General features: G+C 34.4%; 14 protein-coding genes. 7 read left to right on the top strand and 7 right to left on the bottom strand.

The window, feature by feature from the left end; translation table 11 throughout:
• Positions 1-94: 94 nt before the first annotated feature.
• Entirely contained in the window at positions 95-934 is an 840-nt protein-coding gene (locus C1X07_RS20735; protein ID WP_103071959.1) for a hypothetical protein, read from the bottom strand.
• Positions 935-1414: 480 nt separating this feature from the next.
• Here C1X07_RS20735 and C1X07_RS20740 point away from each other — a divergent pair, with 480 nt between their 5' ends.
• From C1X07_RS20740 to C1X07_RS20775, 7 genes are all read left to right on the top strand, one after another.
• On the top strand, positions 1415-4867 hold the full coding sequence (locus C1X07_RS20740; protein WP_103071960.1) for a pyruvate carboxylase: 3453 nt from the start codon (positions 1415-1417) through the stop codon (positions 4865-4867).
• A gap of 107 nt (positions 4868-4974) precedes the next feature.
• Complete coding sequence (locus tag C1X07_RS20745) at positions 4975-5694, top strand: tetratricopeptide repeat protein (RefSeq protein WP_103071961.1); 720 nt, start codon at positions 4975-4977, stop codon at positions 5692-5694.
• Positions 5695-5844: 150 nt separating this feature from the next.
• Entirely contained in the window at positions 5845-7353 is a 1509-nt protein-coding gene (locus tag C1X07_RS20750; protein WP_128755344.1) for an SGNH/GDSL hydrolase family protein, read from the top strand.
• Positions 7340-8620, top strand: coding sequence for a GDSL-type esterase/lipase family protein (locus C1X07_RS20755; protein ID WP_103071963.1), 1281 nt, complete (start codon positions 7340-7342; stop codon positions 8618-8620). Before C1X07_RS20750 ends, C1X07_RS20755 begins: the two co-directional genes overlap by 14 nt.
• Positions 8613-10271, top strand: coding sequence for an MBOAT family O-acyltransferase (locus tag C1X07_RS20760; protein ID WP_103071964.1), 1659 nt, complete (start codon positions 8613-8615; stop codon positions 10269-10271). Before C1X07_RS20755 ends, C1X07_RS20760 begins: the two co-directional genes overlap by 8 nt.
• 606 nt (positions 10272-10877) lie before the next feature.
• Complete coding sequence (locus C1X07_RS20770) at positions 10878-11531, top strand: uracil-DNA glycosylase family protein (protein WP_103071966.1); 654 nt, start codon at positions 10878-10880, stop codon at positions 11529-11531.
• Between the two features lie 159 nt (positions 11532-11690).
• Positions 11691-12626: a zinc metalloprotease gene (locus C1X07_RS20775; RefSeq protein WP_103071967.1), complete on the top strand. Its 936-nt coding sequence runs from the start codon at positions 11691-11693 to the stop codon at positions 12624-12626.
• A 148-nt stretch (positions 12627-12774) separates the two neighbouring features.
• On the opposite strand, the gene trpA is transcribed toward C1X07_RS20775, so the two are convergent.
• The 6 genes from trpA to trpD are packed head-to-tail and all read right to left on the bottom strand — an operon-like array spanning position 12775 to position 17789.
• Positions 12775-13539: a tryptophan synthase subunit alpha gene (trpA, locus tag C1X07_RS20780; protein ID WP_103071968.1), complete on the bottom strand. Its 765-nt coding sequence runs from the start codon at positions 13537-13539 to the stop codon at positions 12775-12777.
• Between the two features lie 43 nt (positions 13540-13582).
• Positions 13583-14767: a tryptophan synthase subunit beta gene (gene trpB, locus C1X07_RS20785; RefSeq protein ID WP_103071969.1), complete on the bottom strand. Its 1185-nt coding sequence runs from the start codon at positions 14765-14767 to the stop codon at positions 13583-13585.
• Positions 14768-14780: 13 nt separating this feature from the next.
• Positions 14781-15428, bottom strand: a complete 648-nt coding sequence (locus tag C1X07_RS20790; RefSeq protein WP_241507300.1) for a phosphoribosylanthranilate isomerase — start codon at positions 15426-15428, stop codon at positions 14781-14783.
• Positions 15425-16213, bottom strand: a complete 789-nt coding sequence (trpC, locus tag C1X07_RS20795) for an indole-3-glycerol phosphate synthase TrpC (RefSeq protein ID WP_103071971.1) — start codon at positions 16211-16213, stop codon at positions 15425-15427. Before trpC ends, C1X07_RS20790 begins: the two co-directional genes overlap by 4 nt.
• A 40-nt stretch (positions 16214-16253) precedes the next feature.
• On the bottom strand, positions 16254-16775 hold the full coding sequence (locus C1X07_RS20800) for a hypothetical protein (RefSeq protein ID WP_103071972.1): 522 nt from the start codon (positions 16773-16775) through the stop codon (positions 16254-16256).
• Positions 16776-16793: 18 nt separating this feature from the next.
• Positions 16794-17789, bottom strand: coding sequence for an anthranilate phosphoribosyltransferase (gene trpD / locus C1X07_RS20805; RefSeq protein WP_103071973.1), 996 nt, complete (start codon positions 17787-17789; stop codon positions 16794-16796).
• Positions 17790-17811 lie beyond the last annotated feature (22 nt).

The following is a 17811-nucleotide window of genomic DNA, read 5'->3' on the forward strand; positions in this document are numbered from 1 at the left end:
ATTGTTAGGAATAGAAAACCGTTTCAAAAGAGACTTCAGAAACGGTTTTACTATCAATTAGGACGCGTTTTTTGTAAAACGAAATGTCGTTTGTTTACAGAACAAAGTTTTCTTCTATACTTAGGTCTATTGTTGTTTCGTTTCCGTCAGCATCAGTAAGTATTGCGATATTATCACAAGTTCCATCACCATACTCCAAAGTAGAAGTTGACGAATCTTCGGTGGTAACGATAGTACCACTAACTACATATTCACAGCCACTTTCTAATCGTAAAGGAGTTGTAGTTTTAGAAGTAAATACACTACCATTGTTAAATTCTGAAGAGGTATCTAAGGTTACAAGCGTATAAAAATCAAAAGTATCCTGATTCATTACAATTTCTACGGCGGTTGTGTCTTTACTGGTAACTCTAAGACCATCACTCCATGCAAATAAGTAATCAGAGGTCGAAACAAATTTTTGACCTCCTTGCTCACTAATGGTAATAGTTGCTACAGAAGTTCCACTAACTGTTATACCGTCGAAAGAAAAGTTTTCTAATGTGTAATTCATCTGGACGATCGCCCCAGACATTTCTTCTTTTACAGTGAAAGTTACAATGATTTTACCAGAAATCGGTTTTCCGTCTGGTGATTGGCAGTCGGCGCCAAAATTTATAGTAATAGTACCTCCATTACCTGAACCTACAGCTCCTTCTACAGTAGTACAATCATTATTTTTGCTAATAAAATTACGACTAGTACGAGATGGATTATTAAAAGCCCCTTGTACCACCGAGTTAATTTCGCGATTAGCTGATTTTACATCCTTGTATCTTTCTGCAGAAACCACTCCTTCTGGAGCTGCAGGTGTGTTGTCGTCATCACTGCTACAACTTAATATTAAAGTTGTTAGCATAAGCGTGCTTGCAAAAGCAATAATTCTGTTTTTCATGTTTAATAATTAAATGGTTTTATATAAAATTTACTTGAGGTATTGACTGGCAAACTTAACTATTGGGAGTAACTGCAGATACTAACCCTTTGTTAAAGTTTCATGATTTTTTGACCTTTTTGTACGGTTGCAAAAAGCATTCCAAAGAAAATTTTTGGGACGTTTTGATCAATAAAAAAATCTGTTAGCAAAATCCTATTTCTCATCCTAAGTGGTTTTGACAAATACTAGTAAAATGTTCTAAATCTATTAAAAGAACGATAGATGATAGAAGAACGGTATAAGAGTTAAGTTAATTAATGTTAATTTTATGTTACCACAAGTTTGATTTATTGTTAAGCGTGTATTTGGTAATGTTAAGAATATCACAGATTTAAAATATGTATATGAATTTTAACATTTCTGTTGTACAGTATGGTTCTTATCAATATCTTCGTAGCGAATGTTCGCTAAATATGGTTTTAACTCACAAATTTTATCATGCAAATTAAAAAGGTTTTAGTCGCTAATCGAGGAGAAATTGCAATCCGAATTTTTAGGGCTTGTACAGAAATTGGATTACAAACAGTAGGAGTGTACACCTACGAAGATAGGTATTCATTACATAGATATAAAGCTGATGAAGCATATCAGATTGGGGAAGATAATGAGCCTTTAAAGCCATACCTAAATGTTGACGCAATTGTTAATGTAGCCAAAAAAAACAATGTAGATGCGATTCATCCTGGATATGGGTTTCTTTCTGAAAATGCAGATTTTGCACAAAAATGTATAGAAAATGACATTATTTTTATTGGACCAAAAGTTTCAGTATTACGTTCTTTGGGAGATAAAATTACAGCAAAAAAGGTAGCTATTGATAATGATATACCTATCATCCAAAGTAATCAGGAAGAACTTACAGATGTAAAAATAGCTTTAAAAGAAGCTCAACGTATTGGTTTCCCTGTGATGCTAAAAGCAGCTTCTGGCGGAGGAGGTCGAGGAATGCGTGTCATTAGAAACGAAGAAGAATTAGAAAAAGCATACCCAGAATCTCGTAGAGAGGCTCTTAATGCCTTTGGAGATGATACTGTGTTTCTTGAAAAATTCGTTGAAAACCCAAAACATATCGAAATACAAATTGTAGCCGATCACCATGGTAATATGGTACACCTTTTTGAACGGGATTGTTCGGTACAACGTCGTTATCAAAAAGTGATCGAATATGCACCTTCTTTTGGAGTATCAGAACAAATAAAACAAGACCTGTATAATTATGCCCTTAAGATTTGTAAAGCTGTAGATTATAATAATATTGGTACCGTAGAGTTTCTGGTAGATGATGATGGAAGTATTTATTTTATAGAGGTAAATCCAAGAGTGCAAGTTGAGCATACAGTTACCGAGATTGTAACAGGAATTGATTTAATTAAAGCACAAGTGTTTATTGCCGGAGGATATAAATTATCGGATAAACAAATCAAAATAGAAAGCCAAGAAAGTCTTAAAACTACCGGTTTTGCATTACAATGTAGAATAACAACAGAAGACCCCGAGAATGATTTTAAACCAGATTATGGAACTATTACAACATATCGTAGTGCTTCAGGGTTCGGAATAAGGTTGGATGCAGGAAGTGTGTATCAAGGAGTAACCATTTCTCCGTTTTTTGATTCGATGCTGGTTAAGATTTCTGCAAATAGTAGAACTCTGGATGGGGCATGCAGAAAGATGTTAAGAGCGTTATCCGAATTTAGAATACGAGGTGTAAAAACCAATATGCCTTTCTTAGCTAATATCCTTAACCACGAAACGTTTAGAAAAGGAGAAGTAACAGTTAATTTTATTCAGAATACCAAATCATTATTTGAGGTCAAAGAGTCTCGTAACCGTGCTACCAAATTAGCAACTTTTTTGGGCGATATTATCGTAAATGGTAATGTTGATGTTAAAAAGATTGACCCAACTAAGACTTTTGTGACACCTGTAGTTCCAAAATTTGATGAGAACGCCGGATATACAAAAGGGACTAAAAATATATTGACAGAGTTAGGACCCGAAAAGTTTTCAGAATGGTTAAAAAATGAAAAGAAAATTCATTTTACAGACACTACAATGCGTGATGCGCATCAGAGTTTACTGGCAACCAGAATGAGAACATATGATATGCAAAAAGTAGCAGAAGGTTTTGCAAAAAATCACCCCGAAATCTTTAGTATGGAAGTATGGGGTGGAGCTACTTTTGATGTTTGCCTTCGTTTTCTGAAAGAAAACCCTTGGGAAAGATTACGCTCTTTGCGAAAAGCAATGCCTAATCTATTGCTTCAAATGCTTATAAGAGGATCTAATGGCGTTGGATATACAGCTTATCCAGATAATTTGATAGGGAAATTTGTAGAACAATCCTGGGAAAATGGCGTAGATGTTTTTAGAATCTTTGATTCATTGAACTGGATGAAATCTATTGCTCCTTGTATAGAGCATGTACGAACAAAAACACAAGGGCTAGCGGAGGGGTCTCTGTGTTATACAGGAGATATTTTGGACCCCAAAAGAACCAAATACACGCTAGAGTATTATATTCAATTAGCCAAAGATATAGAGAATGCAGGAGCGCATATACTTGGTATCAAAGATATGGCAGGGCTATTAAAACCATATGCAGCCTATGAATTGGTCTCGGCATTAAAATCAGAGATCAACATACCTATCCACTTACACACGCATGATACTTCTTCGGTACAATCGGCAACATATCTTAAAGCCATTGAGGCAGGAGTAGATGTTGTAGATGTTGCTTTGGGGGGATTATCAGGTTTAACTGCGCAGCCTAATTTTAATGCAATCATAGAAATGATGAGGTTTCATGAACGAGAGAATGTAATGAATATTCCCAAATTAAATGAGTATTCTAATTATTGGGAGACCGTTAGAGATTATTACTATGTTTTTGAATCAGGACTTAAAGCCGGAACAGGAGAGGTATATCAACATGAAATCCCCGGAGGACAATATTCTAACCTCAAACCACAGGCACAAGGATTAGGGTTGGCAGATCGTTTTCATGAAATCACCAAAATGTATGGAGAAGTAAATGAACTGTTTGGAGATATTGTAAAGGTAACGCCAAGTTCTAAAGTTGTTGGAGATATGGCGCAATATCTGGTAAGTAATAATCTTACTATAGAAGATGTAAAGGAGAGAGGAGATACCATTTCATATCCGCAATCTGTAGTCAGCCTGTTCAAAGGAGAATTAGGACAACCGGTAGGCGAATTCCCTAAAGATCTTCAAAAATCAATATTAAAAGATCAAAAGCCATTTACAGACAGGCCAAATGCACATCTAGAACCTGTTGATTTTGAAACAGAGTTTACGGATTTTGTAAAAGTATTTAAAAAAGGTATGGGAAGAGAGCTTGATATTACAGATTTTCTTTCTTATAAACTATATCCTAAAGTGTTTACAGGTGCCTATAATCATCACTTAAAATACGGAAACGTGATGACCATACCAACCAAAAACTTTTTTTATGGAATGGAACCTGGAGAAGAAATCATTATAAAACTTGAAAAAGGAAAAATTTTACTTATAGAGCTGATATCTGTAGGAAAACCAAATTATGAAGGTAAAGTAACTGTTTTCTTTAAAGTAAATGGACAAACAAGAAATGTAGATATACAAGATAACTCTATAAAAATAAATAAAGTAATACATGTAAAAGCTGATAAAGGAGATGCAAAACAGATAGGAGCCCCTCTGCAAGGATCCCTCTCTTCTATCTTAGTGAAGACAGGTCAGGAGGTTAAGAAAAATGAACCTTTGTTCATTATTGAAGCTATGAAGATGGAGACCACTATCACAGCAAATGAAGATGCAACGGTAAAGAAAATATTGCTGAAAGCAGGAACAATGGTTAATGCAGATGATCTAGTTGTAGCTATGAAGTAATACAAGTTTATGGACCTACCTGAATCAACTTGAGTAGGTCTTTTATAAGATAGTATGTGTGATACTTATATCTTCAAACCTAAGATCGTTTTGCTTACTTTTGCACTATGCAGTACTTTTTAATTATCGCCTTACAAGGGTTTTGTGTATATCACGCAATTAAGAATAAAAATAATTATTATTGGTTTTTTGTAATTATGCTTTTACCAATCTTAGGAAGTATAATTTACCTTGTTACTCAAGTGTTTAGTAAAAAGGACTTGGATTTGGTTCAAAATGAGATTGTAAGTGTTATTAATCCCACCAAAAAGGTTCAGGATTTAAGAAAGCAATTGGATTTTGCAGATACCTTTCAGAATAGAGTATATCTTGCCGATGCTTTAGTAGAAATAAAAGACTATACAAATGCTATACAGGAGTATGAAATAGCCATTAATGGTAATTATACCGATATCGGTGTGGTTAAAAAACTGATTGGAGGGTACTATCAGCTCGAGGATTATGAAAAAGTAATTTTTTGTGCAGAAAAAATACAAGACAAACTTGATTTTAAAGGGTCAAGGAGTCAGTTTTTGCATGGATTGTCCCTCGAGAAGATAGGTGCCGTAGAAAAAGCAGAAGAACATCTAAGACAGATTGATCAAAGGTATTCTAATTATGAAGAGCGATATATACTTGCAAAATTTTTAATTGAAAAAGGGAAAATCGAAGATGCTAAAGAAATCTTATCAGAAATTCTGGCAAAATCTCAACACATGTCAAAACCCAACCGAAGTAAATATCGATCTGTCGTTAATGAAGCACAGAAATTAGTATCTTCTCTTTAATGCGTTTTTATGATAACTTCAATCACATTAAGAGAGTTGATTTTCTTTTATTATAAATTCAAAGTATACAAGTATAACAACTTGCCAAACTGCTTTGTAGTTTAGAAAATCTTTCTATTTTTACAATACATTAACATTTTCCGGGAAATATTGAGAATTAAACCTATCCAAATATCACTATTCATTCTATTCGTTTTAGGAGGTTTGTTTGGACTTATGTTTTTAAGTGAAAAAGGAGGAGTAGAAAAAGCTCAAACACAAGATGATGGGTTTTCTTATCAAGGAGCTTCTATAAAATATCCTACCTATACTACGTTTTTGGGATTAGAAAAAGATTCATCCTTAACTCGACAGGATGTTCTGGAGGTTACACAAATAGTCACACCTCTAGATATTGAAACTACAGAAAGTAAAAGTGATAGTACTACCACAGGAGATATTAAACAGTTGCCTGACTTTACTAAAATTGATACGACTCGACTTGTTAGGATAAAATACCCAGAGAGTAACCCGGATTTTGCAAATGAACTAAGAGAAAAACTATCCTCTAGATCCTGTAGGATTATACATTATGGAGATTCTCAGATCGAAGGAGATAGAATAACGGGCTATTTGCGTAATAGACTACAACTTATGTATGGAGGTAGTGGGCCAGGATTTATTCCTGTATTACCTGTATACAGGCAAATAAGTGCAGTAGTAGAACCAAGTGAAAATTGGCAGCGATATGCATTTTTTGACCCAACACAAAAGAAATTCTCGCATAAAAAATATGGAGCTTATCTATCAGTCTCTCGTTTTACAAACTATCAGAAAGAACTTCCCGATAGTCTTGCTATTGATACATTGCCGATCGTTAGGGCTTCTGTAGTAATAGGTAAATCGAAAAAATCCTATGCAAAATTTAGACGATTTACCAATATTGGGCTACATTATGGTAATTGTAATTTTCCTGTAAAAATATCAGTATTTAATAATGGGGCATTAATCCAGGAAGATAACCTTATTGCCGATGGCAAATACCATCAATATAAAATCAGAACGGCCGTAACTCCTACGAATTTAAAAATTGAAGTAGAAGGTAAAATTAGTGCAGACTTTTATGGATTAACATTAGATGGTAACTCAAAGGTGCAGATTGATAATGTTGCCATGCGTGGAGCATCTGGAACCATTTTTACCAATGCCAATGCTGCTATTTATAGTCAGATGATGAGGCAGTTAAGTTCCAAAATTGTTATTATGCAATATGGGGGAAATACAATGCCGTATCTCAAGGATTCGACAGATGTAGAAAATTATACTAAACGAATTGCTTATCAAATAAATTGGATTAAAAGACGAGCAAAAAATACTAATGTTATATTTATTGGTCCTACAGATATGTGCCTTCCGGTAAATGGTAAAATGGAAACCTACCCGTTATTGCCATATCTTAATTCTAAATTGTCCGAGACCTGTATGCAAAACAATACTGCCTATTGGAGTATGTATGACGCGATGGGAGGAAAAGGAGCAATGAAGTTATGGGTAGACGAAAAACTAACTGCCAAAGACTATATGCACTTTACCTGGAAAGGAACCAAGATTATTTCAGAATTATTTTTTACAGCCCTATACCTTGATCTTAAAGAACCTGAAACCGATGATGATACGTAGAAAATTGTTTTTTTGCTTATGGCTTTTGTCTTTGCCTTTAATAGCTCAGACATACGTTGTAGACTCCATACAAGATAAATACCCCTTTGTAAACTGGAAAGCCAATACTATTAAAATGGCAAAAACCTCTCCAGCTTTTAAGGCACTTTTTAAGAAACTAGATACTATTGCCAAAGGGGGAGAAGAGAAATTACATGTTTTTCATATAGGAGGGTCTCATATTCAAGCAGATATCTACTCAAATCGTTTGAGATCTTATCTGCAGACAATGAATCCTAATACAAAAGGGCAAAGAGGATTTATCTATCCTTTTAGTATGGCCAAAACAAACAATCCAGGTAATTATAAGGTAAAATATGATGGGCTATGGAAAGGATATCGATGTTCGGTAAGAAGAGATAGCGTAGCTTGGGGACTATCTGGAGTTACCGCCGTATTTAAGGATACTGTATCTAATGTAAAAATAACGGCTAATGGTAATAACTATCACGAAAAGATGTACGATTTTAATAAAATCAGAATCTTTTATGATAATTGGAGTACGGATTATGAAATATCGTTTAAGGACGATTCATTAATTTCTAATGTTGAAGAAAATAAACAAGCACATTTTATAGAGTTTACTTTTATTAAAACAGTAGAAGAAATAGAGTTCTGTATTCGTAAGGTAGAAAATACTCCTGATGCCGAATTTTTGATGATGGGTATTGAGTTAATGAATGATAATAATGGGATAGAATATACTTCTATTGGAGTCAATGGAGGTAGTTTTTCCTTTTATAACCGATGCCGTTATTTTGAAGAACAATTACTTCTCTATACTCCAGATCTATTTATAATCTCTATTGGAACAAATGATGCTTATCACCCAGATTTTAAACCAGAAAAGTATAAAAAATATTATACCGAGTTTATAAAATTAATACAAAAAGCAAATCCCAATTGTGCAGTATTGCTTACCGTACCTAATGATTCGTATTACAAAAAGAAATTTCCAAACCCAAGAACACGAATTGCCAGAAAGGTAATTTATGAGGTTGCCAAAGAGCAAAATATGGCTGTTTGGGATTTTTATGAAATCATGGGAGGTTTTAATTCTTCTCAAAGTTGGTATACTAATAAGTTAATGCCCAGAGATCGAATTCATTTTACGGTCAAGGGATATCGAATTAAAGCAGATCTTTTGTTACAAGCATTAGCGAATTCTTGGGAAAACGAATTAGAGCTAGAACCAAATTATATTTTGAATCAAATTATTAATGAATAGACTTATTGACATATTTTCTTTTTCAGAGGATTCACCATTAATATTTACACAAGCGAATTTTTGGATATTCTTTGCAGCCTTATATTTTATCTATTCGATAGTGTATCGCAAAAAGGGCTTGAGAAGTGCATATCTTTTTGCTGTAAGTCTATTGTTCTATTACAAAACTAGTGGACTTTTTATTGGGATTTTACTGTTTAGTACTGTCAATGACTTCTTTCTTGGTAAAGCTATTTATAATAGCCGGTCCGTACTAGTTAAAAAAACGTTGGTAGCAATAAGTGTGATTATCAATTTAGGAACACTTTGCTATTTTAAATATGCTTATTTCTTTACAGATTCATATAATTATCTTTTTCAGACGGATTATGAGGTTATTAATTACTTGGCGCAATGGGCTAATACATGGGGAGGAGTTGATTATTTTACTATAGACAAAATTATTCTTCCCGTAGGGATTTCTTTTTATACTTTCCAGACTATTAGTTACAGTGTAGATATTTATAGAAAACAGATTAAGCCCCTAAAATCAATTATAGATTTTGGTTTCTTTGTAAGTTTCTTCCCGCAATTGGTAGCAGGACCTATAGTGCGGGCAGCAGATTTTGTACCTCAGATAAGAAAAGAGATCAATATTACCAAAGAAGAATTTGGAAGAGCTTCTTTTATGATTCTAAAAGGATTGATAAAAAAGATGCTATTTGCTGATTATATCGCTGCTAATTTTATGGACCGTGTATTTGATGTACCCGAGATGTTTTCTGGATTTACCAATATTATGGCGATGTTTGGGTACTCCTTGCAGATTTATGGTGATTTTTCTGGCTATACAGATATTGCCATTGGGTTGGCATTACTAATGGGATATAAGCTCCCTGTTAACTTTAACTCGCCATACAAAGCAATCCATTGTGGTGATTTCTGGAGACGATGGCATATTTCGTTATCCAGCTGGCTTAAGGATTATCTATATATTCCTATAGGAGGGAACCGTAATGGGACTATTTTTTCATATGCTTTTATACTGATATTTACCTTTTTAGGAGTCTTTGCTGTGTATGATTATGCGATCGCTCTTTTGGCAGCTTCAGGAGTGGGAGGGATATTGATTATCACTTTGTTTTCGCCAAAACTGGCATGGCATTTTAATAGAAATGTAAACATTATGATTACTATGCTAATAGGAGGACTATGGCATGGAGCTTCATGGAAATTTGTCATCTGGGGAGGTCTTAATGGATTAGGTGTAGTAGCCTATAAATATTGGCGTAAAATAAGCCCATATGAGAACTCAAAAGCATGGTATGCATTACTATGGAGAATTGCATTAACCTTTGTGTTTATCACCTTTACCCGTATTTATTTTAGAGGAAATAGTATGGATCATATTGATCGCTTTTATCAACAAGTGGTTACCAATATGGACTGGCAAAATGCTTTGGCTGTACTTTGGGAGTATAGAATAGTTTTTATTGTTATGCTTTTGGGATATATCACACACTGGTTGCCATATAGTACCAAAGATTGGATAGAAAACCTATTTATCAAAAGTAATTTGGTGATAAAGGCGCTGGTGGTTATGGTAGTGGCAATTATTTGTTATCAAACCTATGCCGCCGATTTTCAACCTTTTATTTATTTCCAGTTCTAAAATACTCTTTTCTAAAAGTAAATAGAGCTTAGATAGGGATTTAAGTCACAAACTATTGGAAGCAGTGGGAGGTAAGTTGAATGTTAAAAACCAATTTAGTTTTGAATTTGAATTTTGATATATATATATATATATATATATATATAATTCTTTTAATACTTGGTATAGTGGGGGCTATTTATTTTTTTTCGATTATGAACAGAAGCTTTGATTATACTAATGAAAAATTTCTTCAAGGAATGTTTTCCAATAAAAAACTTAGTAGATTGAATCAAAATCAAAAAGAAAATGTTCAAAAATCCAGGAAGTTTTTAGTATTGTTTGTTGTCTTTTGTATTGTTTTTATTGTAGCATTGAATAGTTTAATATTGCATTCTGCGTAGAGAAAAGCGATCGCAGGTGTGTTGTTTTGTCAATTTTCCCAGTTGAATAGTCTGTCTCCCATGTAGGATAAATTGTCTTTCGTGTTGGATAGATGTTATGAATCCAAAGTATGATTATACCCTCAGATTAGTATAGCTGGTATAAAACTCCTTTTTGATTTTAATAAACTACATTTACTTTCGTCTTTAAAACATTAGTTTACTATAAGAATACAGATCTATTATGTTTCAACATATTCATCCCTATGAACCATTTTTTCCAAAAGGAGCTTCAAAACTTATTGTAGGTACGCTGCCACCACCGCGTTTTACAACAGGAGATTTAAATAAAAAAGATGTTAACTTTTGTTACGGTAGCAGTAATGGGTTATTGTGGCCGGTTTTGGATCGGATATTTGATCTGAATTTGGTTTTTGAAACTACAGAATATGCAATTAAACAACGAAAAGACTTCTTAATATCTCGAGGTATTGGAGTTTGTGATATCGTGCATAGCTGTGAACGCCAAAAGATTGATGCTTCTGATTTAGGAATGCAAAATAGTAAGTTAAGAGATATAATTGGGTATCTGCGACAATACCCCAAAATAGATACTTTGATATTTACCGGAGGGAATAGTAAAAATGGTCCCGAATATTTTTTTAGAAAACACCTTAAAGGATACGATATGAAACTAGAACTGGTGTCTAATGATATTCCTAGAATACATAAATTTAATTTAGAATCTAGAGTTGTCAAAACTGTATCCCTAACAGCTCCATCTGGAGCAGCAAACAGATCTATTGGTAGTTTACAAGAATATAAGTCGATGAAAATTAAAAATCCCCAATTTAATACCATGGATTTTAGAGTGATGCAGTATCAAGAGTTTTTTTAGGAGCTATAGAATATATTTCTACTTGTAATATTTAATAAAACTTTGGGATTTTTCGATACCCGATATAGTTATTTTTGCCTTACGCTGCGCTCTAAATTGAGATCTGGTTTATCGTAGTAAGGGATATAAAAATAAGTATTGGATTGTAAGGGATTAGGTATGATTAAACAGAGGTTTGTTGTTGTAGCAGTACTATTGGCTACATTTTTTTATTCATGTAGTGAAGATGACACTAATTTGGTCGAGGTACCAGAAGAAGTTCCAATTGTACCACCTGAAGAAATCATTAGAATCCCTGTAGTTATACATGTTATTAATCCTCCGTCTTTTCCATTTGTTATTAGTGACCAGAAAATACATTCTCAGATTGATGTACTTAATCAAGATTTTAGAAAGAAGAATCCTGATCATGTAAAGACACCAGATGAGTTTAAGGATTTGGTTGCTGATGTTGGTATTGAGTTTTATATCGCCACAAAAGATCCAAATGGTCAACCAACGACGGGTATTACTAGAACTGAATCTGATATTTCGGGTTTTTCTGGGGACGATATAACAGGAGAATTACCAATTGAGGAATATAAACTTTTCTTTACCAACAAAGGAGGTAAGGATATCTGGCCAAGTAATAAATATCTTAATATTTATATAGCAGACTTGTCTGATAGGTGGGGACGGCTTGGTTTGGCAGGGTATGCACATTTTCCGGATAAAGATCCCAGGGTTAATGCAGTAGTAATAGACCCTAGAGTATTTGGTACTTTACAACCTCTTGAATCAGAATATACTTTGGGTAGAACTGCAACTCATGAAATAGGACATTGGTTAAATTTAAAACATATTTATGGTAGGGATGGTAGTTGTGACGAAGGAGACGAGGTTGATGATACTCCCGATCAAAAGAGTCAAAATCTAGGCAAACCTGTATATCCCAAAAGCTCATGTGGAGGCAATGAAATGTTTATGAATTTTATGGACCGGGTAGATGATGATACTATGTATATGTTTACCAAAGGGCAGAAAGACCGAATGAGAGCATTGTTTAATGAGGGGGGAGCCAGAAGAGAACTATACCTGAATACTAAAGAAAAGTAAAACCAAACACTCTTTAATATAGGGTGTTTGGCTTTTTACTCGATAATCGAGATTAAATGCTCCCGAGGCTGGTCTCGAAATCAAAATTTGTTTCTAACCAATGCCTTGTGGACTTGCCCCAAAGTAATTTGTTATTTGATATCAGAAATTACCTGATTGTCTTTACAAATTGATCTACAGTATCTACTCCTTCATTGGTAAGATGCTTAATAAAAGCAGAACCAATGATAGCCCCTTTTGCGGTTTTTGTAGCTTGAGTAAAGGTTTCATTGTTACTGATCCCAAAACCAACTATTTGAGGGTTCTTTAGGTCTAAGGATTCGATACGCTCAAAGTATGCTTGCTGCATGTCTCCAAAAGTACTTTTGGCTCCTGTGGTACTTGCAGAACTAACCATATATATAAAACCATTAGATACACTATCGATAAATCGAATACGCTCATCAGAAGTTTGTGGAGTGATTAGAAAAATATTAATCAAATCGTACTTCTCAAAAGTGTTTTGATAGTGTTCATGATATTCTGCTACGGGCAGATCTGGTATAATTAACCCATCGATACCTATTTCCTGACATTTGGCACAAAAAGCTTCGAGACCATATTGCATCATAGGATTAAAATATCCCATAATGATTAGAGGGATGTTAACTGATTTGCGAATATCTGCAAGTTGTTCAAATAATAGAGCAGTGGTCATTCCATTATGAAGTGCTTTTGTTGAGCTTTCCTGTATTGTAGGACCATCTGCCAGTGGATCACTGAAGGGTAACCCTATTTCTATCATATCTACGCCATTTTCCTCGAGATCCTTAATTATTTTTACCGTATCATTTATAGATGGATAGCCAGCAGTAAAATATATCGACAATAGTTTTTTGTCTTGTGCCAGGGCTGTATTAATTCTATTTTCCATAAGTATTTATATTTCCGAAAAGACGGTAATCTTTTAATTGTTTTTATAATTTGAAATAATCGATATACGTGTCAAGATCCTTATCTCCACGACCAGAAAGGCTTATAACTACAATATCATCAGGTTTAAACTTTTTGTCATTAAAAATTGCCAGTGCATGCGATGATTCTATAGCAGGGATAATTCCTTCTAATTGTGATAGTTCTAATCCAGCTGCCATGGCATCGTCATCGGTTACAGAATAGAATTCGCCACGTCCTGTTTTGTACAAATGAGCATGCAATGGTCCTACACCGGGATAATCTAATCCCGCAGAAATAGAATAGGGTTCTGTGATTTGCCCATCGGGAGTTTGCATCAGTAAGGTTTTACAACCGTGTATAATACCTTCTTTACCCAGTTGAGAGGTTGCCGCACTCTCTCCGCTATGCACTCCTTTTCCGGCGGCCTCTACTGCAATAATACCTACATTTTGTTCATCTAAGAAATGATAATATGTGCCAGCAGCGTTACTACCGCCACCAATACATGCTACAACGTAGTCTGGTAGCTCCTTTCCTTCTTTTTCTTTGAGTTGCCATTTGATCTCTTCTGATATTATAGATTGAAACTGCGTTACCATATCCGGATAAGGATGTGGTCCTATGGCAGAACCAATAATATAGTGCGTGTCTACCGGGTTATTGATCCAATCTCGGATAGCTTCATTGGTAGCATCTTTGAGGGTTTTACTGCCTGATTTGGCTGGTCTTACTTCTGCACCAAGCATTTTCATACGAGCTACGTTGGGGGCTTGCCTTTTTATATCAACCTCACCCATGTATACAATGCATTGGATCCCCATAAGTGCACATACCGTAGCTGTGGCTACGCCATGTTGTCCTGCACCAGTTTCGGCAATAATTCGGTTTTTTCCTAATCGTTTGGCAACCAGAATCTGACCAATAGTATTATTTACTTTATGTGCTCCAGTATGATTTAGGTCTTCACGTTTTAGGTATACTTTTGTGTTATGCTTTTTTGATAGACGTTTGGCATAATACAAAGGAGAAGGGCGACCGACATAATCTTTCAGTAATTGATTAAACTCTTCTTTAAAAGAAGGCTCATTCATTATCTCCAGGTATTTGGTTCGTAGTTCTTCTACATTTGGATAAAGCATTTCAGGAATATATGCTCCTCCAAAATCTCCATAATATCCTTTTTCGTTAGCTTGATAATTGTTCATTTTTCAAATAACTTTAATGACCCGAGAGGTCAGATAAAAATTCTTTTAATTCTTTAGTGTTTTTTAATCCGGGTTTGCTTTCGAATTTACTGTTTAGATCAACCGCATATAAATATTTGAATACGGGTGTTTTCATAAACGATAAAATAGAATCTATTTGATCAGATCCAATACCACCACTCAAAACAAATGGAGTAGTAGACGGATAGTTTTTTAATACACTCCAGTCAAAAGTGTAGCCATTGCCTCCTTTTTCTTTTCCTTTGGTATCAAATAGGAAGTAATCTACAATTTCTTCATACGGTGATAATCTATCAAAATCAAATTCATCTTTAATAGAGAATACCTTCCAGATTTCGATTTGATTAAATCTTTTTATAGTAGTGAGAGCATCTTTTAATTCTTGACAAAATTTGGAAGATTCATTACCATGTAATTGAATAGCTCTAAAATTGTATTGTTTTACTTTTTTGATGATAAAATCTACAGAAGCATCAACAAAGACTCCTGTTTTTTTTATGGTAATGGGTAGTGCTGGGATGTCTCCTTCAAAATTTCTGGGGGATTTTTCATAGAAAATAAACCCCATATAGTCTGGTTGTAAAGAAGCTACTGCTTCTATATTTTCTTGAAACTTCATTCCGCAAACCTTAAATTTCATTTTTTTAGGTTTTTTATGAATTCTATTGCGCTGGTCCCAGGGTTTTCTGTTTTCATAAAGTTTTCTCCGATAAGAAACCCTTTGTACCCATATTGCTTTAGATCTTTTATCGCTTCAATAGTACTGATCCCACTTTCAGAAACTTTTACAAAGTCGTCGGGGATTTGCGTGCTTAAAGTTTTACTGATGTCAGTGCTGACCTCAAATGTTTTAAGATTTCGATTATTTACTCCTAGCATATCTAGAGACGGCATAATTGATTTCTCTAGTTCTTCCTGGTTATGAATCTCTAATAAGACATCTAGTGACAGACTTTTTGCAAATTGAGATAAAGATGTAATAGTCTCACGTGATAAAATAGCAGCTATTAATAGAATAGCATCTGCCCCGTGGGCTTTGGCTTCTAATAGTTGATATTCATCAATAATAAACTCTTTACGCAATAAAGGTGTTTTTACAGAAGCTCTTGCCAAAATAAGATCATCGAGTGAGCCTCCAAAATATTTTCCATCGGTTAAGACCGACATGCCACATACCCCTGCGGTTTGATACCCAAGTGCTACATCTTGTACACTTACCTTTTGATTAATTACTGCTTTTGAAGGTGATCTACGCTTATGTTCGGCAATAATACCAGCTTGATCATTTCTTAAGGCACTTGCCAGTGAGTTTGTTTTGCGATCAAACAATACAGAGTTTTCTAATTGTTTAACGGGGATCAAATTCTTTTTTAGTGCTACTTCTTTTTGCTTGTCAGCAACTATTTTATCTAATATATTTTCCATTTCTGCTATCTCTTTTCTTAAAGAGATTGTTTTATAATTACTATACTTTACTTAGTTTGGAATCCTTTTTTAGCTCATCATTCATTAAGAGTCTCATAGATTCGAAATAATCAGATTCGAATGTGATTGCAACGACATCATCGGTTAAAAAATCATAATGATACTCTTTTTCAATACTACCATCGGATGCTACCAGATCAATGTTAAAAATATCATCTGCAGCTTTGTTTAGCTTTCCATAAAATATTTCAGCTTCATTATCCTGAAATTCGAATAGTCCATATTTTTGCTCACTCCATATAAGGAGTTCGAGTGTGTTTTTAAAAGTAAAAGAGTCAGGAAGATCTGTTTTGATATTTTTTAGTTGTAAAACTCTGGAGATTCTTTCTTCTTTTGCTTTTGATTTTCTCTTTTTTATGGCAGTTTTTCTGTATAGTTTGAATCCGTCAATTGCATAATCTACGGGGATGTGTTTGACTAAAACCCAGTCTTTGTTTTCATCAATAAGTACCCCGGTTTCTTTTTCTTTCCATCCAGTGATTTTGTATGTTTCGACTTTCATTTAGATAGTTTGTGATGATTAATTTTTGCTTAGTTCTTGTACTTTTTTCAGTGCAATCAACCCTTTTCCCGAGAGTAAAGATTCTTTTGCTTTTTCGAATCCTTGTTTGGGCTCTAGTCCTTCTACTGTGGCAATTGCCATTCCTGCATTGGCACAGACAACATTGTTTTGGGCCTCGGTACCATTTCCGTTTAGGATATTCATAAAAATAGTAGCAGATTCTTCTATTGAGTTACCTCCATGGATATCTTCTTGTTTTAAAGCAGGAACTCCAAAATCTATAGGAGATAGCATTCCTTCGGTTGTATTAGAGATGGTTTTCGTGTTTCCTGTTAAAGAAATCTCATCATATCCGTCTAAAGCATGAATAATGGTAAAGTTTTTATCTGTATTTTGATATAGATACCCATACATTCTTGCTAATTCGAGATTGAAAACTCCTACAATTTGATTTTTTGGAAATGCTGGATTTACCATAGGTCCTAACATATTGAAGAAGGTTTTTACACCTAATTCTCGACGTATCGGAGCGACATTCTTCATGGCGGGATGAAATAGGGGAGCATGTAATACACAAATACCTGCTTCATCTATGCTACGTTTTAAAAAGTCTTTGTCATTACTGAATTTAATTCCCAGATGTTCCATTACATTAGAGCTTCCGCATGTGGATGAAACGCCATAGTTACCATGTTTGGTTACTTTAATTCCGGCTCCAGCAGATACAAATGAGGAGAGTGTAGATATATTAAAGGTGTCTTTTCCGTCTCCTCCTGTACCACAAAGGTCTACAGGGTTATATTCTTTAAGGTCAATAGCAACACAAAGTTCTAGTAGTGCATCTCTAAAACCTTCTAACTCTTCTATGGTGATGCTACGCATCATAAAAACAGTAAGAAATGAAGCAATCTGACTTTGATTGTATTCTCCTTTGGAGATGTTAACCAAAACACTTTTGGCTTCTTCCTTGGAGATAGTTTCGTGATTGATTAATCGGTTGAGTAAGTTTTTCATAAATCTATGGCTCTAAACTCTT

Origin of the sequence: Aquimarina sediminis (genome assembly GCF_002895435.1) — a bacterium.
In the GTDB taxonomy this organism is placed as follows: Bacteria; Bacteroidota; Bacteroidia; order Flavobacteriales; family Flavobacteriaceae; genus Aquimarina; species Aquimarina sediminis.

Excerpts from the sequence above, each read along its gene's own strand:
- C1X07_RS20740 (WP_103071960.1), top strand. The coding sequence starts at position 1,415 with ATGCAAATTAAAAAGGTTTTAGTCGCTAATCGAGGAGAAATTGCAATC.
- C1X07_RS20755 (WP_103071963.1), top strand. The coding sequence starts at position 7,340 with ATGATGATACGTAGAAAATTGTTTTTTTGCTTATGGCTTTTGTCTTTG.
- trpC (WP_103071971.1), bottom strand. The coding sequence starts at position 16,213 with ATGGAAAATATATTAGATAAAATAGTTGCTGACAAGCAAAAAGAAGTA.
- trpA (WP_103071968.1), bottom strand. The coding sequence starts at position 13,539 with ATGGAAAATAGAATTAATACAGCCCTGGCACAAGACAAAAAACTATTG.
- C1X07_RS20770 (WP_103071966.1), top strand. The coding sequence starts at position 10,878 with ATGTTTCAACATATTCATCCCTATGAACCATTTTTTCCAAAAGGAGCT.
- C1X07_RS20735 (WP_103071959.1), bottom strand. The coding sequence starts at position 934 with ATGAAAAACAGAATTATTGCTTTTGCAAGCACGCTTATGCTAACAACT.
- C1X07_RS20775 (WP_103071967.1), top strand. The coding sequence starts at position 11,691 with ATGATTAAACAGAGGTTTGTTGTTGTAGCAGTACTATTGGCTACATTT.
- trpB (WP_103071969.1), bottom strand. The coding sequence starts at position 14,767 with ATGAACAATTATCAAGCTAACGAAAAAGGATATTATGGAGATTTTGGA.
- C1X07_RS20800 (WP_103071972.1), bottom strand. The coding sequence starts at position 16,775 with ATGAAAGTCGAAACATACAAAATCACTGGATGGAAAGAAAAAGAAACC.
- C1X07_RS20760 (WP_103071964.1), top strand. The coding sequence starts at position 8,613 with ATGAATAGACTTATTGACATATTTTCTTTTTCAGAGGATTCACCATTA.
- C1X07_RS20745 (WP_103071961.1), top strand. The coding sequence starts at position 4,975 with ATGCAGTACTTTTTAATTATCGCCTTACAAGGGTTTTGTGTATATCAC.
- C1X07_RS20790 (WP_241507300.1), bottom strand. The coding sequence starts at position 15,428 with ATGAAATTTAAGGTTTGCGGAATGAAGTTTCAAGAAAATATAGAAGCA.
- trpD (WP_103071973.1), bottom strand. The coding sequence starts at position 17,789 with ATGAAAAACTTACTCAACCGATTAATCAATCACGAAACTATCTCCAAG.